Raw genomic sequence first — 20,321 nt, forward strand, 5'->3', positions numbered from 1 at the left:
TGGCAGCCCCTGGCCCACTCAACTACGGGAAGTCGCAACGTGTCGCTCACGATCGGAATCGTCGGCCTGCCCAACGTCGGCAAGTCGACCCTGTTCAACGCCCTGACCAAGAACGACGTGCTGGCGGCCAACTACCCGTTCGCCACGATCGAGCCGAACGTCGGCGTGGTCGGCGTGCCCGACGCCCGCCTCGCCCAGCTGGCCTCGATCTTCAAGTCGGAGCGCATCCTTCCGGCCACGGTCGACTTCGTCGACATCGCCGGCATCGTGCGCGGCGCCTCCGAGGGTGAGGGGCTGGGCAACAAGTTCCTGGCGAACATCCGCGAGTCCGACGCGATCTGCCAGGTCATCCGCGCCTTCAAGGACGAGAACGTCGTCCACGTCGACGGCAAGGTCTCGCCGAAGGACGACATCGAGACGATCAACACCGAGCTGATCCTCGCCGACCTCCAGACCATCGAGAAGGTCCTGCCCCGCCTCCAGAAGGAGTCGCGGATCAAGAAGGACGTCGCGCCCAAGGTCAAGGCCGTCGAGGAGGCCAAGGAGATCCTGGAGAAGGGCGAGACGCTCTTCGCCCACGGCATCGTCCAGGGCAGCGAGCGCGCGGAGCTCCTCCACGACCTGCACCTGCTGACGACGAAGCCCTTCCTCTACGTCTTCAACGTCGACGAGGACGAGCTGGTGGACGAGGACTTCAAGAACGAGCAGCGCGCGCTGGTCGCTCCCGCGGAAGCGATCTTCCTCAACGCCAAGCTGGAGGCGGACCTCGCCGAGCTGGACGAGGAGGAGGCCCTGGAGCTCCTCCAGTCCGTCGGCCAGGACGAGCCGGGCCTCGCGACCCTGGCCCGCGTCGGCTTCGACACCCTCGGCCTCCAGACGTACCTGACGGCAGGCCCCAAGGAGTCCCGCGCCTGGACCATCAAGAAGGGCGCCACGGCCCCCGAGGCGGCCGGTGTCATCCACACCGACTTCCAGAAGGGCTTCATCAAGGCCGAGGTCATCTCCTTCGACGACCTGGTGGAAGCCGGCTCCGTCACCGAGGCCCGAGCCAAGGGCAAGGCCCGCATGGAGGGCAAGGACTACGTGATGCAGGACGGGGATGTGGTGGAGTTCCGCTTCAATGTGTAGCGGGTGACGTACCGCTACATCGCTGATCTGGCAAATGTGCGGGTCAGATGGGGTCCGGCTCTTCGGGGTCGGACCCCTGGTTTTCCCCTGTGTCGGGGTGCCGGTGCAGTTCCCGTGCTCATTACCGGGTCGCGACTCCGCAAGAGGCTCGGGTACCGCCGAGCAGCTTGCGCTCACACTTCCTTCACGGCTCCGAAGACCCTCGCGGAAACGAGCCCGCACCTGCCCGTCGTTGTCGATCTCCGGATCGAGGAGGGGACCGAGGCCCAGTCGCCCGTCACCCAGGCGATCGGGAGGGGGGAGGCAAGAGCCCGCAGGATTATCGCGCGGGCCCAGTTCTCCCTTGGTCGCGAAACCACGGCTGTCAGGGACTTTCGCCGCCCGGCATCGGTCCGCATTCGAGGTCCAGGACTTGGGCAGGTAAAGCTCCCGGTCCGCCAAGCCCCTTCCTTTGGAGGAGGCATACGCGGCGAAAACCCCGATCTGGCAGTACTCGGTGCGGCCGGCGGTGCCCGAGTACTGCCGCTGCACGCCGGCAGAGGCGGTGCCCTTCTTCAGGAAGCCGGTGTCGCCGACGATCAGAACCTCGTCCGGGGTGCGGCAGCTGCCAGCCGTTCCTCCGCTCCACCGGAGCCGGCAGACCACGCACGTAGTCCCGCATCCGCCACCGCGGATCCACCCGCGAGAACCGGCCCGCCACACGGGCGAACCCCGACGCCGACTCGCCAGCCGCCCAGGTCGGCCTCGTCCATCCCCACGATGACTGGAACAACGAGGTCGACCAGCTCAGACAACGATTACTGACTGGAGCACTAGGCGTGGGTCGGGGGTACGTCGTAGCGGCTGACGGCCAGGTACGTCTCCGGCGTCGCTGCTTCGAGGAGACCCTCGTCACCCTCCAGATCGAGCTTCGGTTCCTCGGGACGGCGCAACAGGTGGCTCCAGTTGCTCGTCGCGCCCCGTTCGTAGGCTTCACGGAGCAGGGGGCGCAGCCGGGGGCGGGCTTCCTCCTGTTGCTCGCGGAAGATCTGTCGCCGGGTGAGTCGCTGTTCTTCCTGGGCGTCCTCGCTGAGCCCCGAGTCGTCGGCGAGCTGGTCCTCGGCGCGCAGCCCCGGGGTACTCCGGGCGATGGCGAGGTCTTCCTCGTGGAGGCGCTCGCAGGCGGCGAACAGCTTCCGGGACATGCCGAGGTGGACCTCGGTACCGGGGATGCGACAGGTGAGGAAGTCGTCGAGCCCCATGGAGCGGATCCCGGCACGCAGGGTGTGCTCCTCGACGTGGGGCGCCACTCCGCGGGCGTCGGCCCGCAGAGCGAGCGTGAGAGTGTCGTTTTCCAAGGGAGTGGTCAGACCCGAGCGCCGGTGACGGGACGCACGGTCGGCCGGCACAGGCACCGTGCGCAGCTGAGACGCGGGAGCGGACCGCAGCGCCAGGTAGGTGAGCATTTGGGCGCGGGCCGCGCCGATGAGCGCGTCGTCGCTGTCGCCGAGGCGGTCTTCAAGATTCCCCGGACCCGCGGCTGCCTGGTCATCGGTGTCGTATCCACCTGGGATGAGCGGCGGCTGGCCGGGGTGCAGGTCGTGGTCGATGGTGAGGAAGAGGTCGTCTCCGGGCCGCACGGAGGCACCGACCAGCACGGTACGGTGCGCGTACGCGCCGAGGATCTTGCTGCCGGCCTCCAGTTGCGCCCACCCCTTGCGGAGCGTGCCTACGCCGACGGCACCGCCCTTGGCCTCGATCAGCCAGTACATCTTCTCCGTCTCGTGCCGTCCCCACAGGTCGGGCAGTTTCTTCTTCGGATCCTTGAAGGTGTTGCTCAGGGCGGGGATGGGGCCGCCGAGTTCGAGGTGTTCGGTCTGCCCGAGGCCGAGCAGCGAGCGGCAGGCCCACTCGGTCATCGTCATGCCCAACCGGTAGGCGGCGGCGTTCTTCGCGGTGCGCTCGGTTCCGTGCGCGTAGACCGGGTTCAGGGTCAGGCGCCGGCCCTTGGCCCCCGGTACGGGGTGCCGGGGCTCGACGGGGTGCGCACCGAGGTAGGCGTACAGCGGGGCGACCCGGGCGACGAGTTCACCGTGCGCGTACTGCGGCTGGTTCTGCAGGTGCGGGGTGACGTCGCGGCCGACCTCGGTGGCGGCCTTGATGATCTCGCGCCACGTGGTCGTCGGGGCGTACCAGCCATCCGCTGCCGGGAACCCGTCCGACCCGGTCCACTCCTTGTGCTCGGCCGTCCGCCACTGCCTCTTGGGCTTGTCCGCGGGCCCGTTACGAAACAGGACCGGTATGTCGAAGCTGTCGGCGTAGGTGAGCGGCGCCTCGTCGGGGACGCGTGCGGGGATCATGGGGTCCATGGGGATAACCCTGGCACGGGCTTGGGCTCTCCCCGGGGCCGGGCGGCGGGCTGCCGATCTGCATGGCTCCTGCCGACATGGCGCGGTCGAGGTCACGGCCCATGGCGACTTGTGTTGTGGCCCGCCACCCGTCTCCGCGCGTTCTACTGCTCACGGTCGGTCGGGCCAGAAGATCGATGAGGGGAGCCGGACGGAGGGCAGGTGCACCGCCTGGATCGGTCCCAGAGCGGCGGCAGCAGCACGAAGGGCTTCGTCGTAGGTGCCGGAGCCAAGGACCTCAGCAGAGCAGGCAGGACAGTCTCCGGGGCGGCGGGCGTGACCGGCGCTGCGCTCCCTGGAGCCTCGGACGTGCGCATAGGCGTCGTCTGGAAAATCGGCCCGCACGGCATGCCAGACCCCGCCCCGTTCGGCGTCGGGCAGTCCGGCCGCCACCGCCGGCCGCATCGGCGGCAGCAGGCGGCCGTGGTCCTGGATGAGGAACACCCGGTCGGTGAAGTCGACGCTGTCGCCCTCGGGGCGCTCCTGTTCCAGCCACGCCCGGGCCTCCTCTCGGGTGCCCGGCCCCCACAGGTAATCCGTCGGGAACCGTGTGGTGTCGTAGCGGGTGTCGAACTCCGCCCAGTGAGCGTCATTCCAGCGACTGCCCGGGATGAAGGGGATGGCCCGCACCACGACGTACTGGTACTCGTCGTTCTCGTCATCTTCCATGGGGTCGGGAGCGGTGAGCGCGTCGGCGGGTTCCATCCGCGCCTGCCCGGAACCGTTCCAGCTCAGCACGGTGATCTCCCGGTGCAGGGGTGCCGGGTACAGGCGCCCGTCGGGGGTGGCCTGCCCCCACAGCTGGTTGATCAACTCCGCCAGGTCCCGCACCGTTCGGGCCGCCCCGACAGGAGTATCGACATGGTGGCCGGAGGGATGGGCAACGTAGTTACGCAGCTTGGCCAGTGCGTCTTCGACCGCTCGGCTGCGCCGCCCGCGGAGCAGACCCGCCGTACGTGCCCACAGGCGGAGCCCGTGCAGCATTCCGTTGAACTCGATGGCGTGGGTGTCGACGACCAGCTTCGCGCGTTGCCGCGTCATCCTGTCCGCGCGCTTCTTGACGTCGTCGTACGACGTGACGGTGTAGGAGACGTCCGGGGCCTGGGGGAGACGGAAGGTGATGGTGCCGGAGCACCACTCCATGAAGCGGTCGCGCAACGCCTGCTCGTAGATCAGGAGCGCCTGGTCGCCGACCATGGTGTACACGTCGTAGCACAGCACGCCGTAGGCGAAGACGGTGCGCAGCCGCTCGAAGGAGTCGCGTGTTCCTGCCGCGACGCCCTCCGCCAGGTCACAGTCGGCGATCTGCCGCTGCTGGAACTCCGCGGCGTCTTCGGGCTTCATGCGGCGGCCGAGCCCGTAGGGGGTGAACGCCAGAGACAGATCGTCCGCAGCGCGCAGCTCCTCAAGCGGCCGGATCTCCATGTACTTCTCCTCACGACGGGAAACGGATCAGCTTGCACCTCCGGGCCTCTGGTCGGCCACCCCTTTCCCTTCAGGTGACTTTGGAGATCGACGCGAAATGGGATCGCGGGATCTCGAAGCCCAAGACATACCGACCTTCTGTGACCTGCTGGTTCTCTGTTGTCTCACCGTGACCTCACCCAGGGTCAGTCTCAGATCGACGTCATTTCTCCGGCGGAGTGATGAGACCGCGGTTGATTCGCCGAGCACGAGGACCAGCCGCGGGCTCGGATCGCGGACCGATGGGTCTTCCGTGCGCGCCGGTCCGCGCGCAGGCTGGCACCATGCGGAAACTGATCTACGGCATGAACCTGAGCCTGGACGGCTACATCGCCGCGCCCGGCGACGACATCGGCTGGAGCGTGCCGAGCGACGAGCTGTTCCAGTTCTGGTCCGACCGGTTGCGGGCGACCGACCTGACGCTGTATGGGCGCAAGCTGTGGCAGACGATGAGTTCCTACTGGCCGACCGGAGACCAGCGGCCCGACGCCACCCCGGCTGAGATCGAGTACGCGCGCCGCTGGCGGGACATGTCGAAGGTGGTGTTCTCCTCGACGATCGACAAGGTCGACTGGAACACCCGCCTGGTCACCGGCGACGCGGTCGCCGAGATCACCCGGCTCAAGGCCGAGGACGGCGGCCCGATGGACATCGGCGGCGCGACGCTTGCGGGGGCGGCCATGCGAGCCGGGCTGGTCGACGAGTACGTGCTGGCCACCGCGCCGGTCCTGGTGGGCGGTGGCACGCCGTTCTTCACGGCCCTGGACAACTGGGTGAACCTGAACCTGGTGGAGACGCGGACCTTTCCCTGCGGTGTGCTCCTGACCAGGTACGAGACGAGGCGCTGAGCACCCGTCACACGACTGATGCGGGCCGGGCACCGACGCGCTCAGCGGGCCGGAACCGCCCGAAGGGGTGAGAACCCCGACCAGCGAGTCGTACGAAGGCGGCACAACCGCCGGCGGGCGGGAGGGCGTCCGACCGAGGGCGGGCCGGCTCGCCCGGGTCCGTCTCGTCCTGGCCGCGCCCGGAACGAGGCGGCGGGGGATGTGGCACCAGCGGTCGGGCGCCGGGCCGTGCTTCGAGGAACGCGAGGGTCCTGGCGAGTTCGGGGTGGCGCAGGCGTGCGGCGAGGTCGAGGGTGTTCTCGCCCGGCACCATCCGGTCGCTCTCGCCGTTGGCCACCATGGCCGGCTGGCGGATGCCGCACAGGTCGGCCGGCGGCTGGAGGCCCCACCGGTGGATGGCCTTCGAGCCCTTCAGGATGGCCCGGAGGGTGAGTGCGGTGCCCTTGTCGATGCCCCGGCCTGCGGCGCGGCCGGCACCCGCGAGGACGAGCCTGCGCACCAGCTGCGGTTCCTCGGCCGCGCTGAGCTGGGCGATGAAGCCGCCCATCGACAGGCCGGGCAGGCCGGCCTGCCCGAAGCCCGGGGCTCGGGTGAACAGCACCGCGTCGCGGGCCATCGCTTCGATGGTGTCGGGGGCGGAGCCGCCCGACGCGCCGACCCCGCGGTCGCCGAAGGCGATCACCTGGCGCCGGGCGGTGAGTCCGTCGATGACGCGGGGTCCCGGTCGTCCAGGACGGCGGTCAGGTGGTGGAGCAGGATCAGCGGTGCGCCGCCCTTCTCCGGGCCGGGACGCCGGTAGACGAAGTCGACACCGCACACGGACACCGAACGGGTCGGCACGTCCTCGTACGACGACGCGGTGGGCGTGGGGGAACTGCTCGGTGCGCTCATGCCCGGCTCCTGCCGGATGCGAAAGGCAGGGGTGGTGGAGAGGCGGGATCCCCTCGCTGACCGGGACCCGTCGGCGGTGTGGCGAGTGCCGGCCCTCACGCCATCGCGATGACGACCTTGCCGGCCTTGGCGCGGCCCTTCTCGGCATACTCCATGGCTTCGCGGGTCTGCTCGAAGGGGAAGACACGGTCGACGACGGGGCGGATCGCTCCGGCGTCCACGAGCCGGGTGAGTTCGCGCAACTGGTCGCCGTCGGCCTTCATGAACAGGAAGGAATAGGTCACGCCCCGGCGCTTGGCGTGGCGTCGGGTCTTGGAACCCAGCGCGTTCATCACCTGCCGCAGGAACGGGTTCGCGCCGAGCTGGCGGGCGAAGTCCGCGTCGGGCGGCCCGGCGATGCTGATGACCTTCCCGCCTGGCTTGAGGACCCGCAGCGACTTCTCCAGGGTCTTGCCGCCGAGGGTGTCCAGGACGACGTCGTAGCCCTCCACGAGCTCCTCGAAGTCCTGGGCGCGGTAGTCGATGACGATGTCCGCGCCGAGTTCCTGGACCAGGGCGGCGTTGGCCGCGCTCGCGGTGGTGGCCACGTGTGCGCCCAAGTACCTGGCCAGTTGGAGGGCGATGGTGCCCACTCCACCGGATCCCGCGTGGATCAGGACCTTCTGGCCCGGCTGGACCTGTGCCCTCTCGACCAGCGCCTGCCATGAGGTGAGGGCTACCAGGGGGAGGGAGGCGGCCTCCGCCATGGTGAGGGTGGCCGGCTTGTGGGCCAGGTCGTTCTGGTGGACGGCGATGAGTTCGGCGAAGGTTCCGATGCGGTCCTTGCCGGGCCGGGCGTAGACCTCGTCACCCACCGAGAACCGGGTGACGGCCGAGCCGACCCGGACCACCACTCCGGCGAGGTCGTTGCCCAGCACGAGGGGGAGGCGGTACGGGAGGATCAGCTTGAAGTCGCCGTCGCGGATCCTGAAGTCCAGCGGGTTGACGCTCGCCGCATGGATCTTGACCAGCACCTCGTCTGCGCCCGGCTCCGGATCGGGTATCTCGGCGGCGCGCACCGCGGACTGGTCACCGTACTTCTGGATCAGGTAGGCCTTCATCGCCGTCTTCCTGTCTCGTCCGCACAGGGATGGGATCTCCGCCCGCTTCGTGCGGCCCCGGTGCGAGGTGTTTCCTGGTGTTCACCGCTTGTTCATGACGCCCACGCCGCTGCGGCGGGCGCGCCTCACGCCGCGTTCGGCGATGCGGCCAGGCTCTGCTTCACCCGCCGCGTGGTCTCGTCGGCGAGGACCTCGGGCAGACCCCGCTCGATGCCGGACAGGGCCTGGGCGGCGACCTCGGCGGGGTCGGTCTTCTGGCCGGCGGGAACGTCGGCGGCCATGTCGGTGTCCATGTATCCGACGTGCAGGGCCGTGACGGTGATGCCGCGGGGCGCCAGCTCCTCCCGGGCCGCGTCGGTCAGCGCCCATGCCGCGGCCTTAGCCGCGGCGTAGGCGCCGAGGTCGGCGGGATGCAGCCAGGACAGGACCGACAGCACGTTGAGAACGGCGCCGCCGTCGTTGGACTCGATGACCGGGGCGAAAGCCCGCGTCACGGCGAGCGGGCCGAAGAAGTTCACCTCCATCTCCAGGCGCACCGCGTCCGGGCTGCCCGCCACCAGGGGCGTCCCGGTGGAAATGCCCGCGTTGTTGACCAGCAGCGTCGCGTCGGAGGCGGTGCGAGCCGCCGCTCGGATCGACTCCGCGTCCGCCAGGTCGAGCCGCAGCGGGATGACACCCGCAAGGTCTACCCCTTCAGGGCGACGAGCCGCTGCGTACACCTTGGCTCCGCGTTCCACGAGCTGTGCGGCCAGATGCCGCCCGAGCCCCCGGTTGGCTCCGGTGACCACTGCTACCGCGTCCTTCAGTTCCATGCCCGCTCCCGGTGTCACGGCCGCCGTCAAGCGGCCCGCGCCATTTAGATTACGACGCCAATCTAACCACTGGTCTACGATAGATGCCAGTCGACATCCAATCGGGAGGTGGCGGATGGGCCGCGTATCGCAGGCGCAGGCGCTGGAGAACCGCCGACGGGTCGTGGAAACCGCGTCCCGCCTGTTCCGGGAACGGGGGACCCACGTCAGCGTCGCCGACCTCATGAAGGCGGCAGGTATGACCCACGGCGGCTTCTACAAGCAGTTCGCCTCCAAAGAGGCACTCATCGACGAAGCCACCGCCCATGCGTTCGGCGAACTCGCCCGGCACCACACGGACGGGCTCGATCAGCACGCCGGGCAGCGCGACGCCGCCCAGCGGGCGCTGATCGACGCCTACCTCTCCGCCGAGCACCGCGACAGCGCGGCAGACGGGTGCCCCGTCGCCGCACTCGCCACCGACATGGCCCGTGACGGCGGGGAAAGCGAGGCCCGCCGCGTCTACACCCAGGGAGTGGGCGACTTCGCCGACTGGCTCGGCACCAAGGACCAGGACGGCATCACCCGGCTGTGCACCATGCTCGGCGCACTCGTTCTCTCCCGGGCCACCAAAGGCTCCCCGCTCTCCGATGAGATCCTCAGCGCCGCACGCCAGGCACTGACGGCCACCGACTGACCGGAACCACCTCGTGATGCGGCACGCCGCAGGAAAGACGCGCCTCTCGCTTCCGCGCGTCCGGCCATGTCGGGCGTGACCGGTGACTCCGGCGCCGGGGCCGGCACGTCGGCGGCGTGGTCGGGAGGGAGGCCGGCGACAGCCGTGCGGATCGCGCCACGGCCGGCGCCGTGGTCGCGGGGGGTGCGGCGATGGACCGGATGCCAGTGAGTGTCACGCGGCCTCTTGGCCGCCGACGGGTGTTCTCCGCGCCGATGGACACCGGCAAGGCCGACTGGGCCGAAGCGCTTCTGCCTCCGTCCGCCGCCGTGATCTGCGGCCGTGGCCGGGCAAGCCACGGCGGCGTGCTGTGATGTCGCGCAGGTCCCGCGTCACGGATGCGCGCGTGCTTCAGCCGGGGCACCGTCGCAGCGCTTCGAGCGGCACCGGCCTGACAGTGACGATGTTCGCGATGAACCGTTCACGGCGCCTTGCCCGATGGGCAGCCCGGATCATGTCGCGTTCAGCGGGGCCGGCTCCGAACGCAGTTTCCTGATCCCGGCCTCGGCGACCTCATAGGCGCTCGGCACGCCCGGAACCGGATCGTCCTCCCCGGGGATCCAGAACTTCCGCCGCGTCAGCCGCAACGAAGCGTGGAACTCCGGGATGGCGTTGAAGACTTCGATGAGCAGCGGGCCGTCGTACACGGGCAGGATGGGCTCGAGGAACGCGCGCCAGGGGATCCAGCTGTCCGCGACCTCGCCGCGGTCCGGCGGGGACACCTGCACGTAGTGCAGGCGCCGCTGACCGGCGGCATCCCGGATGTCGCGGAGGTACGCCTCCGGGCCGCTGCTGCCGAGGACGACGTGGGAGCTGTCCACGCACACGCCGATCTGCGGACTGCGCAGGCCGGCGAGGAAGTCGAGCACGTCGCGCACCATGTTCGGAGCCGGTGTCTCCCAGTGGTCGACGGGTTCGATGGCGACCTGGACGCCCTTCTCCGCCGCGTGTTCGGCGAGCCGCTCGAAGAGCGGCTGCGCGATCTCGTACCGGGGCCGCAACCAGTCCTGCAGCGCGTCACTCCACAGCGGTTCGCCGTTGAGGGTGGGAAACACGTTGTAGGGGAACAGGACGGGGCCCGCCATGATGGTGCCGCGCAGGGCCGCTGTGATGTCCACCCTGGACTTGAGGTAGGCCAGGGCCGCCTCGCGTTCCTCGGCTTTCAGCGATGTGGGGTTGTAGGCCGGTGTCGTGGCCACGTTGGTGGTCAGACCTACGTTGTCCAAGCCGGCTGCGTCGAGAGCCTTCCTGAGCTTTTCGTAGCGGGGTACGTCCGCTTGGGGGTCGCCCGTACCGTTCGGGAAAACGGGGAGGTCGAAGCCCGCGTACCCGATTTCCTGCAGTTTCTTCATGTGCCCGACGATGACCTCGGTGTACTTGGGATCATCCGGGTGCAGGTTGACGGTGAACATGAAGAAGCTGAGATAGATGTCGCGTGTGCTCATCGTCACCATCCCAGGACTTCGGTGAGGTAACGACGGGCCATCTTGGCGTAGGTCAGCGGGTGTGCCTTCGCCGGGTGCTGTTCGGCCTCGACGACCAGCCATCCCTCGTAGCCGGCATTGTCCAGCGTCGAGAGGATGGGCTTGAAGTCGATCGCGCCTTCCGGGTCTCCGGGCACGGTGAAGACGCCTTCCAGGATTCCCTCCTGGAAGGACAGGCGGTCGCTCTCCACCTTGTCGACCACGGGCTGGCGGACGTTCTTGAGATGAACGTGCTTGATCCGCTGCTTGTGTTTTTCCGCGGTCGTGAGCGGGTCGTCGCCCGCGAACCGGAGATGCCCGGTGTCGAGCAGCAGATGCACGAGGTTCGAGTCGGTGCCCTCCATCAACCTGTCGATGTCCTCGGCCGTCTGCACGCCAGTGCCCATGTGATGGTGGTAACACAGCCGCAGGTTCTTGTTCGCGGCCAGCTCACCGATTTTATTGAGCCCGCTGGTGAGGAGCCCCCATTCTTTGTCGGTGAACTCGGGGCGGTGATCGAAAACCGGGATGGGCTGCAGGTGCGACGACAGTCCGAATTCTGCGACCACGATGTCCTTGCCGCCCACTTTCTCGAGGAACTCCAGTTGCCTCTTGAGGTTTTCGACGGTCCGTTCTTCTTCACCGATGGTGAAGTAGGTGCTCACCCAGGGCTCGGACACCCTCAGACCGCGCAGGTCGAGTTCTTCCTTGAGCACGTCGGGGTCGGCCGGGTACTTGTGACCGATGCTGCAGCCCTGGAATCCCGCGAGCGCCATCTCGCTCACGCATTGCTCGAACGGGATCCCGATGTCGATCAGTGGGAAGTCGTCGTTCCACCACAGTGTCGGCGTCACGCCGAGTGACACCCTGTCGGGACCCAGGTTCGAGACCGTGCTGGTCATGACACTTGCTCCTCTTGTCAGTCCTCGAATACGGGCGGATTGACCCACGATCCGTAGCCCGGTGCCTTCGCGCCGGACGGGTGGGCGCCGATCGCCCGCCACAACAGGCCCTCGGTGTAGGCGTCGGGGGAGACGACGAACAGCGGTTTGCGCTCGTTTCCGCCGTGCGCGGGATCTTCCCCGGCCCGGTGTTGTCCGGACATGACCCAGGCCCGGCTTCCCTCGGGCCGGCTGTCATCCGGAACGGCGGGCTTCGCTCCGCTCCGCCCGGGCGCCGTCCAGGCCGCCACGTCCATGCGTCCCACCAGTTCCGGGCCGTACCAGACGCCGACGTACCAGAGCTTGATGATGCTGTTCACCACTGGATCGGAGGGGACGGCGGAGGGATCGGAAGCAATCACCTTCCGGATCGCGTCCGGCCCTTCTTGATTCACCACCGTCTTGTAGTACTCCTCCGCCTGACCGGTTCCCCAGAGGTCGAACTCGCTGAACCCGGTCACAGCGGCTGAGAACTTCACGAAATCGCGCAGATTCTTTTCCGTGTCCGTTGTTTGCGTCATGATCCCGCCTCCTTCGACGGCCTTAGATCTCGAATGTCGGGCCGGCGTTCTTCCCTGGATGTCCGGTGAGCGGGTTGCGGATGAGCCGGTTCATGCTGTCTCGCACGCGGAACATCTCCCAAACCGCCTTGAGCAGAAGGTCGGGCTGACCGTTGTAGGCCAGATTGATGTTGGTCAGGAAGGTGGCGTAGAACTGGTTGAATTCCTCGGCCGCCGCCCGGACTTCCGGGTCTCTCGAGAGGTCCGTCAGCTTGATGTCCGGCTTCACCGGATAGGCGGCATCCCAGTCGACGTGCAGAAGCGGGCCGGTAGGGTCGTTCGGCTTATCGCCCTTCTGGTAGTACCTCCCCTTCTCCAGCTGCTGGAACCTGTAGTAGTGGGCGAGTTCGTCCTGGCTGTCGTAGATGCCGCCGTGCAGCCCTTCGCCCTGCTCCGCGACGAGGGTGAGCGCCGCGACCGCGGTGTCGCGGCCGGTCACCTCGATCACATCGCCGCCACCGGAGTAGAAGTACTCGGGAGTCACCTGGCGGGCGGGATCACCGGTGAAAATCGTCGTCCCCGCCTGACGGGCCTGGTCCTCCAGGTGATTGATGCCCCGGATGATCTCCTCGTAGAACTCGCCGATGCTCGAGAAACGCCTGGTGGGATCTCCGGGGACGAGGCCGAAGACGGTCCCGGACTCCTCGAGTTCCGCCATTTTCTCCGGAGGCGGCGGCGCGCCGTCGGACGTCAGTCCAAGGGCCGCCCAGTCCATCGGTACGAACCTGTCTTCCTCGGCAGCCGGCTCCGGGGGCTTCTCGATCTTCAGGAACGTGTCGAGAGCCTCGCGCGAGAACGGCCGGAGGTGGACGTCGAAGTAATCGGGACCGCACGGCAGGCGCGTCGGGTAATTCGGCACGAATCCCGGCTTGGTGAGGTCCGGCTTCCCGCCCACGGCGTTCAGGACGTTCGCGACCAGGGTGAGGTGCAGCATCTCCTCGACGGCCACGACCCTGATGACATGCCGGGCATCCGAGTTCGTCCCCGGACGTAGCGAGTAGAGCGCGGTCAGGTAGGGCGGGAGCGTCGCATGCTCCAGCTGGAGCCCCTTGTAGAGGTAGTCGTACAGCTCCTCGATGGTCTTGATCTCGGGGTCCGGAGCGGGCTCTGATTCCGAAACGGACATGTTCCCCCAATCGTGGGCGGTGGACGGTGGGCGGTGTCGCGTTCAACCGGCCGGTCTGTGAGCCGTCTAGCTGCGGACGACGGCCGGCGCCTTCGCGGTGCGCAGGTACTTGACGATGTGGGCCGCACTGCGGAAGGCGAGCGCCGCCATGGTCAGGCTGATGTTGGACGTCCCGATCGAGGGCATGCTGCCGGGCCCGACAAGGTAGAGGTTGTCGTGGTCCCACGAGTGCTGGGTGTGGTCGACCACGGAGTTCGCCGGGTCGGTCCCCATGATGTGAGTGCCCGCCAGGTGGTTGCCGCCCACGATGTTGTACAACTGGCCGTCGTACTCGACGGCGCTGTAGCTGTTCTTGTCGTACGTGGTCCTGTCCTCGGCGCCGAGCTTCTCGAAGATGTCGGTCGCGAGCTTGCGGGCGAACGCGGCGCCCCGCATCGTGTAGGACGGGATCTTGAACGACACGACCGGCTTCAAGTTGCCGAGGGCATCCTTGTATCGCTCGTCCACGGTGACCGTGTTGTTCCTGTCGGGCAGCAGGTCGATCATGAAGGCCAGCAGGAGTTGCCGGGAGATCCGGTTCCCGAGTGTCCTCCGCAAGTCCTGCCCGCGCAGGCCCTGCTTGTCCACGAGTTCGACCAGGTCGGTATAGGGCGAGCCGGTCGCCCACCCCCAGCCGTCGTTGTGGATGTCCACGCCGAATCCGGCCTGGGTCGCACGGAATCGCCCGCCGCGCAGGTCGGTGATCCCGCCCGTGCAGGTCGTGCCTCGCATCGTGCCGGCCGGCTCGGGCAGCAGGCCCCAGGTCAGCAGGTACGCGTGGTCCATCAGGTTGCGGCCGATCAGCTTGCTGCGGCTCAGGCGCTGCATGTCGGAGGCCAGCATGAGCCGGGCGTTCTCGATGGCGTGCGCGCAGAGGATGTAGACGGTGCCCTTCACCGTGTACTCCTCGTACTTCTCCGAGTTGAGCGATTCATATTTCTTGACGGTGATCCCGGCCACCCGTCGGTCGAACTCGTTGATCTCGACCTTGGATGCGACGGCTTGCGTCACGATCTTGACGTTGCCCTTGCTGAGCGCCTTGGCAAGCGTCTTTCCCGAGTGGTATTTGGCCTGCACGGGGCAGAGCGGGACGCAGTTGGTGTTGCCCTGACAGCGTTCGCCCTCTTCCACCTGGCTCGTGCTCACCGCGCCGACCGGGACGAAGCCCTTGCCGCCGTCGTACGCGGCGTTCGGCACGCCGTTACGGGCCTGCGGAAAGCTCCGTACCTGGAGGGTGTATTCGTCGTCCGCCAGGTTGACCCGCATGCCGTTCACACCCCGGGCGACCGTCTGGTCGAGATAGGACAGCGGCATGCGGTGCATCGGGAACACGTATCCCTTGGGGAAATGCATTCCCAGGTACGCCTGGTCCTCGACTTCGGCGGCTACGCCCAGTTCGGCCTCGGCCTTGCGGTAGTAGGGTTCCAGGTCGTCATAGCTGAGAGGCCAGTTCAGGCCCTGGTTGTACTTGGTTCGCAGGTCGAAGTCCTCGGGAAGCATGCGCAGCGCTTTCCCCTCCCAATGCATGGAGGTGCCGCCGAGGACCCGGGTGAAGGTGGTGTCCGTGCAGTACTTGTCCTCTTGCACGAGGTAGAAGTCGTCTCGGGGTGTCTCCGGACGCACCGGCATCGTGTCGGTGCTCCTGGGCATCCGGGCATTCGGGTTGAACGGGTACGGAGACTGGTTGTCCTTGACGATCGCGCCGTAGAACCGCGACAGGTACGACTCGTACTCGGCGATGTCCAGGTCCTTGCCGGGGCCGGCTTCGAGAATCACCACCTTGTAACCTGCCTGGCCCAATTGCTCGGCGACGATGGAACCTGCCATGCCGCCACCGACGACAACGGCATCCCACTCGCCTTGCGCGGCCTCCGCGGCACTGGTCTGCGTCGCGGCACCGGCTGGAAAGATCACCGGGTCTGTATCGTCGTAAGACATCATTGATGCCCCTTGTCATGTCTGGGGGTGACCTCACCCCGGTTACGGGCAGAGCAGCCCGATGGCAGATCCGACCAGCCGTCAGAACGGATGGTGATGGAATGACTGTCGAAGGCCTCCTCGGCCACTGGCGAAGAGAACCGGCTCAGAATCCGAGTTCGAGCTGGAGAACCACGGCAAGCAATCTGACGCCGCTCGCTGATCCGCTGGGGATCGCGGCAAGGTTTTCGGTAGGAGGCTTGCATATGACACTGTCATTCGGCTCCACCGCAGCGGTGATCTTGCCGGTGAATCCACCGTTCGGGCGTAACCAGTGGTCAGACGTAGTAGGCGCCCAGTGCCGCGTTGGTGGTGCCGCCGTCGGCCCGTAGCACTTCCGAGCGGCCGGTGAAGTAGTTGTGGACGGCGAGCGCGGCCGCCGCTCCTTCACCCGCGGCCATCGCGATACGGCGCACGCCGCGGTACCGCACGTCTCCGGCGGCGAAGACCCCCGGCACGCTGGTGGCGTACGCGGGCCTGGCCGCGCCGGAGACATCGGTGCCCGTGACCACGTACTTCTTCTTCAGCTCCACTCCGACGCCCTCGAGCCATGAGGTGTCCGGGTCGGCGCCGATCAGCACGTAAACGGCGTTCACCGGCAGCGTGTCCGTGCCCTGCCCCGTTTTCACCCGCACCGCGGTGAGGCGCCCGTCGGTCCCCACGTACTCGGTGATCTCGGTGTGCGAGCGCACGCGGATGGCCGACCGCTTGATGTCCCTGACCAGACTGGGCAGCATCGGGGAGTCCTCCAGGGTCCTGCGGACGAGCAAGGTGACCTTGGCGGCCTTCGCCGCGAACATCAGCGCGGCACGTCCCGCGGTGTCACCGGCGCCGACGACAACGATCTCGTCGTCTTGGGAGACCTGCTCGGCGTCTGCCGGCAGGGCCATGTAGTACACGCCCCGGTTCTCGTAGGCGGTCTCGTGCTTGCCGCCCTGACGGCGGGCGGCCGCTCCGCAGGCCACCACCACGGCGGCAGCGTTCACCTCGACCTTCTGATCGTCATCAGTGCGCGCTGTCAGACGCAGTCGCCTCAGCGGTGGCTGTCCGTCACCCGCGGCGCGATCCTCCAGCGTCGACAGTTCCTGCGCCCGGGCCGCGGGCAACCACTGCACCTTCTTGTGCAGGGCCTGCTGCAACCCTCGCTGGGCCAGCTCACCCGCCACGATGCCGTAGGGAAAACCGAAGTGGTTGTCGATGACGTTGACCGCGGTACCGGCCGCACCCCCAGGTGCCTCGTTCTCGATGATGAGGACCTTGTGGCCGAACAGGCCGGCGTGGTTGATCGCCGCGGTCAGTCCCGCGGGGCCGCCGCCGACCACGACCACGTCGAAGTCGCTTTCTCCGCTGTACCGCGTCAGCTCCAGCGCCTTGGCCAGTGTGATCAGATGCGGATTCGGCAGTCGCTGGCCGTCGATTTCCACGACGACCTCCACCTCTTCCTGTGGCAGGCCCTCCACCGCGAACGTGACGTGGTTGAGCAGCAGGAAGCGCACCACCCGGTACACAGCGGCGGTACGGCGGTCCCCATGGACCACAACCCTTCGCTCCCCTCGAGGGGTCGTGTCGTAGAGCATCCGCTCCAGCCGCGGCCACAGGTCGTCCTCGTCCGGACGGGCGGGCAGTACCTGGATGCCGGTCCGGCCCTCACCGCCGGCCCGGGCACCGCTGTCGGACAGCAGCAGGCGCCCGGCCGGCGGAACAGCGCCGGTCTCCCGCAGCAGTTCCAGGCCCGATCCGTCCGACAGGTCCTCCGCCGCCACCACGGCCGCGACACGCCGTCCGGCCGACGCGGCGCCCTCCAGCACCTGCTCGGCCTCACCACGTGTAGCCGCGCTCAGCACCTCGTAGGCGTCGGCGAAATAACGCCCGATCCGTTCGGCCAGGTCCTGCGCCGACCAGCGGTCCGCGCCCGCCACCACGATGGTGGCGCGTCGGTCGGTGGTGCCGGGCATCACAGCTCCTTCGTCATCGCGGTCAGGGCACCGCGGCCCGCCAGTGCGGGCGCGTATCGAGGACGGGCGACGGCGGGGTGTCAGGGCACCGTCACGCCGCCGGTGCGGCCACCGGAAGCGAGCGACCTCGACCCAAGATCACTGTCCGTGGCGCGACCGGCACGGAGGCGCGCGGATCCTCCCCCGATCAGCGGACGGCGCACCCAGAGGGGCGCGACTGCTGCCCGGCCTCGTCGCCCGTCCCCACCGTGCGCAGTGTCTTGGGCACCGGAGGCGGTCCGCCGGCTGTTCTCGACCATCTAGCCGCTGGTTGACGTTGCGAGGCGAGCGCGGACAGCGCGGTCACGGCGGCTTCGGCGCTCGGTCGGCTCCTCCTCCTCCTGCTCTGGCTCCCGGCCTGCGCACTGCGGCCCCCGCCGAGGAAGAAGGGCGCGGCGGGCTGCACCGTGGTGGGCGGTGACGTGGCCGACACGAACGGTGCGGGAGAGGCCAGGAGGAACGAGTCGCCGGCACGGAGCGGACGGGATCGTGTCCCGCGACGGTGACTGCCAGTGGTTGCCCGGGCGTGCTCCGACGCCACGTACGTGATCACGCCGGCCGCCTCGTGGGGCCGGACGGGCCGGCTTACCGGAAACGCCTCGCCGGACCGCGGCTACCGGGCCGCGTGGAGCGTGCGGGGGCGGGTCAGAGGGGTCAGGGCGGCCATGAGGATGAGGGCTGCCAGGGGGAGCAGGTCGAGGTTGACGGTGATCAGGAGGAAGAACGCGAAGACCAGGGCCGGGCTCCAGACCGGGAGCTGCCTGGGGCGGGTGGTCACCAGCATGATCAGGAGGGTGAGCAGGCCCAGTTGGAAGGCCAGGGGGCCGGCCAGTTCCAGGGGGGCGGGGAGCGGGGCCGTGTCGGAGAGGGCGGGGAACAGGTCGCCCAGGATCACCCACACGAAGCAGGCCGCGCCGAACAGGCCCGCGGTCGTCGCGGCGCCGGCCGCGGTTCTCATCCGGGCCGTGGACGCGGGGACCAGGGCGCGTAGTTCCCTCACCAGGGCACCCAGCAGGAGGAACGCGGCCAGGAAGCATAAGTGGCCGGCGTTCCAGGCCGGTCCCGGACCGTGGTGGCCGTCCATGCCGTCGATCAGGCGCAGCACGCCGTACGACAGCAGGAGGAGGGGGATGAGGGCGCAGCACAGTCGGGACAGCCGGGACGCGGGGGGTGTCGAGGTCATGCTTCCACGGTCCCGGTCCGGGGCGGGGAGGGGTATCCGGACCATCCCCCAGCGGTCCCGGGCAGGTCCCCTAGGGGTTGAGTGTGTGGGGCACCGGGGATCTCGGGGGCGCGCGGGCACCGGGACGGTGTGCGCCCCTCCGGTGCGTGTTCTCCTCGGTGGTCGAGGGCGTGCGTCCCCTCCGGTGGGTGCGCTTTTCGCGTGCCGGCACCCGCTTCGCCTCCCGCTCCGTGAAATCTTCACGTGGCGGCTGTGAGGGGAAAGGTGTCTGCCGCACCTGGCGGAGGCCCACAATCAAGTGCCCGGTGGACGCGGCGGGGGCGTTCGCACGTGAAGGTGGCGACGAGGAGGTTTGTCATGCCGGACGAGGCCGGCGGACCCACTGTCGACCTCTGGTCGCTCGCCGAGGACGTGGTGGTCGAGCCGGGGGACCTGGAGGGCGAGCTGGTGCTCAGCGGCCGCTGGGGCACCGAGCGGGTCACCGCGCCGCGACCGGTGGTCGAAGAGGCCCTGCGCCGCATGGAGCTGGGGCCGGTCCTGCTGGCCAACCTCGCACCCCGGGCGGACGACGCGGCGGGCCGGGACGACTGGTACTGCCTGTCGCTCCACCTGGAGCGGCTCTCCCACCTGATCGTCCGTACGCTCGGCATCGACGACCTGGCCGGCCCGTTGCTGTCGGCCATGCCGGTGTCGCCCGTCGCGCGCTTCGCCCTCGCGAGGCTGCCCGGCCGGCGGCCCGTGCGGCTGCCCAGCGGGGCCTCGCTGACCGTCGGGCGGGACGGGGTCAGCGTGCAGTCGCCCGGCTCCTCGTACCGTGTGCTCGTGCACCGTCCGGAGGCCGTCTGGGTGCTGGGGCGGCTGGCCTGGCCGGTCACCCCGGACCAGGTGTCGGCCGCGCTGGCCCTGCCCGCCGGGGTCGCCGAGCGGATCATGGACTATCTCGCCGCGGCGGGCATGACCGCCGCCGTGGAGGAGGAGCGGGTGCCGTCGTCCGTCTTCCGGCGGGGTGACGCCGGGAGCGGTGGGGGGCGGTTGACGGCGGCCCGGGAGACGCCCACCGAGGCCGGCCGGCCCGGCGCGGTCACGGCAGCCAGCCCGCCTCCCGGGCGATGCGGATCGCGTCCACCCGGTTGCGGGCCAGGAGCTTCGTCACCACCGTCGTGAGGTAGTTGCGCACGGTCCCGGGCGCCAGGCGCAGGCGGTCGGCGATCTCGCCGGCCTCCAGGCCCTCCGCGGCCAGCCGCAGCACCTCCGTCTCCCGTTCCGTCAAGGGGGTCTCCGCGGTGCCCCAGACGGACAGCGCGAGCTGGGGGTCGATGACGCGCTGCCCGGCCGCGACCCGGCGCACCGCGTTGGCGAGTTCGCGCGGCGGGGCGTCCTTGAGCAGGTAGCCGTTGACCTGGGCGCCGAGCGCGCGGCGCAGGGTGCCGGGCCGGCCCAGGCTGGTGAGGATCAGGGAGCGGCACTCGGGCAGCTTCTCCCTGAGCCGGGCCGCGGCGGTCAGGCCGTCGATGCCGGGCAGGTCGATGTCGATGATCGCGACATCGGGCCGGCAGGCCAGCGCGGCGTCCACGATCTCGTCACCGCGCTCCAGTTCCGCGACCACCTCCAGGTCGTCCTCCAGGCCGAGCAGCGCCACCAGCGCGCCGCGCACCATGTTCATGTCCTCTGCCAGCAGCAGGCGAATGGCCAC

The 20,321-nt window shown here is 68.8% G+C and carries 18 protein-coding genes and 1 pseudogene; 4 read left to right on the forward strand and 15 right to left on the reverse strand.

The genetic code is table 11. The annotated features are described in order from the left end of the window. Positions 1-39 precede the first annotated feature (39 nt). Positions 40-1,128: a redox-regulated ATPase YchF gene (gene ychF, locus HB370_RS25630; RefSeq protein WP_030778799.1), complete on the forward strand. Its 1,089-nt coding sequence runs from the start codon at positions 40-42 to the stop codon at positions 1,126-1,128. Between the two features lie 263 nt (positions 1,129-1,391). On the opposite strand, the pseudogene HB370_RS25635 reads toward ychF, so the two are convergent. The 3 genes and pseudogenes from HB370_RS25635 to HB370_RS25645 form a co-directional block, all read right to left on the reverse strand. Then, positions 1,392-1,880, reverse strand: a pseudogene (locus HB370_RS25635) (transposase); the annotation flags it as partial. A gap of 60 nt (positions 1,881-1,940) precedes the next feature. Then, positions 1,941-3,476: a hypothetical protein gene (locus HB370_RS25640; protein WP_030778801.1), complete on the reverse strand. Its 1,536-nt coding sequence runs from the start codon at positions 3,474-3,476 to the stop codon at positions 1,941-1,943. Positions 3,477-3,626: 150 nt separating this feature from the next. Further along, positions 3,627-4,940, reverse strand: a complete 1,314-nt coding sequence (locus HB370_RS25645) for a hypothetical protein (protein WP_030778803.1) — start codon at positions 4,938-4,940, stop codon at positions 3,627-3,629. 323 nt (positions 4,941-5,263) lie between these two features. Between HB370_RS25645 and HB370_RS25650 the strand changes: the two genes are divergently transcribed. After that, complete coding sequence (locus HB370_RS25650; RefSeq protein ID WP_030778805.1) at positions 5,264-5,827, forward strand: dihydrofolate reductase family protein; 564 nt, start codon at positions 5,264-5,266, stop codon at positions 5,825-5,827. A 7-nt stretch (positions 5,828-5,834) separates the two neighbouring features. Here HB370_RS25650 and HB370_RS25655 read toward each other — a convergent pair whose 3' ends face one another. The 4 genes from HB370_RS25655 to HB370_RS25665 all read right to left on the reverse strand — a co-directional run bounded on the left by HB370_RS25655 (position 5,835) and on the right by HB370_RS25665 (position 8,630). Next, positions 5,835-6,509 carry an alpha/beta hydrolase gene (locus tag HB370_RS25655; protein ID WP_051815452.1) on the reverse strand — a complete coding sequence of 225 codons (675 nt, stop codon included), beginning with the start codon at positions 6,507-6,509 and terminating at the stop codon, positions 5,835-5,837. After that, positions 6,506-6,718 (reverse strand): hypothetical protein, encoded by a 213-nt coding sequence (locus HB370_RS41400; protein ID WP_051815454.1) that lies wholly within the window; start codon positions 6,716-6,718, stop codon positions 6,506-6,508. Before HB370_RS41400 ends, HB370_RS25655 begins: the two co-directional genes overlap by 4 nt. Before the next feature lie 95 nt (positions 6,719-6,813). Then, on the reverse strand, positions 6,814-7,818 hold the full coding sequence (locus HB370_RS25660; RefSeq protein ID WP_030778807.1) for an NADP-dependent oxidoreductase: 1,005 nt from the start codon (positions 7,816-7,818) through the stop codon (positions 6,814-6,816). Between the two features lie 125 nt (positions 7,819-7,943). Next, entirely contained in the window at positions 7,944-8,630 is a 687-nt protein-coding gene (locus HB370_RS25665; RefSeq protein ID WP_030778809.1) for an SDR family oxidoreductase, read from the reverse strand. 115 nt (positions 8,631-8,745) lie between these two features. Here HB370_RS25665 and HB370_RS25670 point away from each other — a divergent pair, with 115 nt between their 5' ends. Then, positions 8,746-9,306, forward strand: coding sequence for a TetR/AcrR family transcriptional regulator (locus HB370_RS25670; protein ID WP_030778811.1), 561 nt, complete (start codon positions 8,746-8,748; stop codon positions 9,304-9,306). Positions 9,307-9,797: 491 nt separating this feature from the next. Here the strand turns inward: HB370_RS25670 and HB370_RS25675 are convergent, their stop codons facing one another. From HB370_RS25675 to HB370_RS25705, 7 genes are all read right to left on the reverse strand, one after another. Continuing rightward, the gene (locus HB370_RS25675; RefSeq protein WP_208974440.1) at positions 9,798-10,790 is read right to left on the reverse strand and encodes a sugar phosphate isomerase/epimerase family protein; all 993 of its coding nucleotides are present in this window, start codon (positions 10,788-10,790) and stop codon (positions 9,798-9,800) included. 2 nt (positions 10,791-10,792) lie between these two features. After that, complete coding sequence (gene iolE / locus HB370_RS25680; protein WP_030778815.1) at positions 10,793-11,710, reverse strand: myo-inosose-2 dehydratase; 918 nt, start codon at positions 11,708-11,710, stop codon at positions 10,793-10,795. Between the two features lie 17 nt (positions 11,711-11,727). Then, positions 11,728-12,270 (reverse strand): hypothetical protein, encoded by a 543-nt coding sequence (locus HB370_RS25685; RefSeq protein WP_078637414.1) that lies wholly within the window; start codon positions 12,268-12,270, stop codon positions 11,728-11,730. 22 nt (positions 12,271-12,292) lie between these two features. Next, the gene (locus HB370_RS25690; RefSeq protein WP_051815456.1) at positions 12,293-13,435 is read right to left on the reverse strand and encodes a ferritin-like protein; all 1,143 of its coding nucleotides are present in this window, start codon (positions 13,433-13,435) and stop codon (positions 12,293-12,295) included. Between the two features lie 66 nt (positions 13,436-13,501). Beyond that, positions 13,502-15,415 carry a GMC family oxidoreductase gene (locus tag HB370_RS25695; RefSeq protein ID WP_208974441.1) on the reverse strand — a complete coding sequence of 638 codons (1,914 nt, stop codon included), beginning with the start codon at positions 15,413-15,415 and terminating at the stop codon, positions 13,502-13,504. 314 nt (positions 15,416-15,729) lie between these two features. Further along, a complete protein-coding gene (locus HB370_RS25700) occupies positions 15,730-17,406 on the reverse strand; it encodes an NAD(P)/FAD-dependent oxidoreductase (RefSeq protein WP_051815458.1) in 1,677 nt (558 codons plus the stop codon). 652 nt (positions 17,407-18,058) lie between these two features. After that, positions 18,059-18,628: a hypothetical protein gene (locus HB370_RS25705; RefSeq protein WP_030778825.1), complete on the reverse strand. Its 570-nt coding sequence runs from the start codon at positions 18,626-18,628 to the stop codon at positions 18,059-18,061. Between the two features lie 357 nt (positions 18,629-18,985). Between HB370_RS25705 and HB370_RS25710 the strand changes: the two genes are divergently transcribed. Further along, positions 18,986-19,792 (forward strand): hypothetical protein, encoded by an 807-nt coding sequence (locus HB370_RS25710; RefSeq protein ID WP_051815462.1) that lies wholly within the window; start codon positions 18,986-18,988, stop codon positions 19,790-19,792. Here the strand turns inward: HB370_RS25710 and HB370_RS25715 are convergent. Further along, complete coding sequence (locus HB370_RS25715; protein WP_030778829.1) at positions 19,710-20,321, reverse strand: response regulator transcription factor; 612 nt, start codon at positions 20,319-20,321, stop codon at positions 19,710-19,712. The genes HB370_RS25710 and HB370_RS25715 overlap by 83 nt on opposite strands.

The organism is Streptomyces sp. DSM 40868, from assembly GCF_011820545.1.
GTDB lineage: Bacteria > Actinomycetota > Actinomycetes > Streptomycetales > Streptomycetaceae > Streptomyces > Streptomyces eurythermus.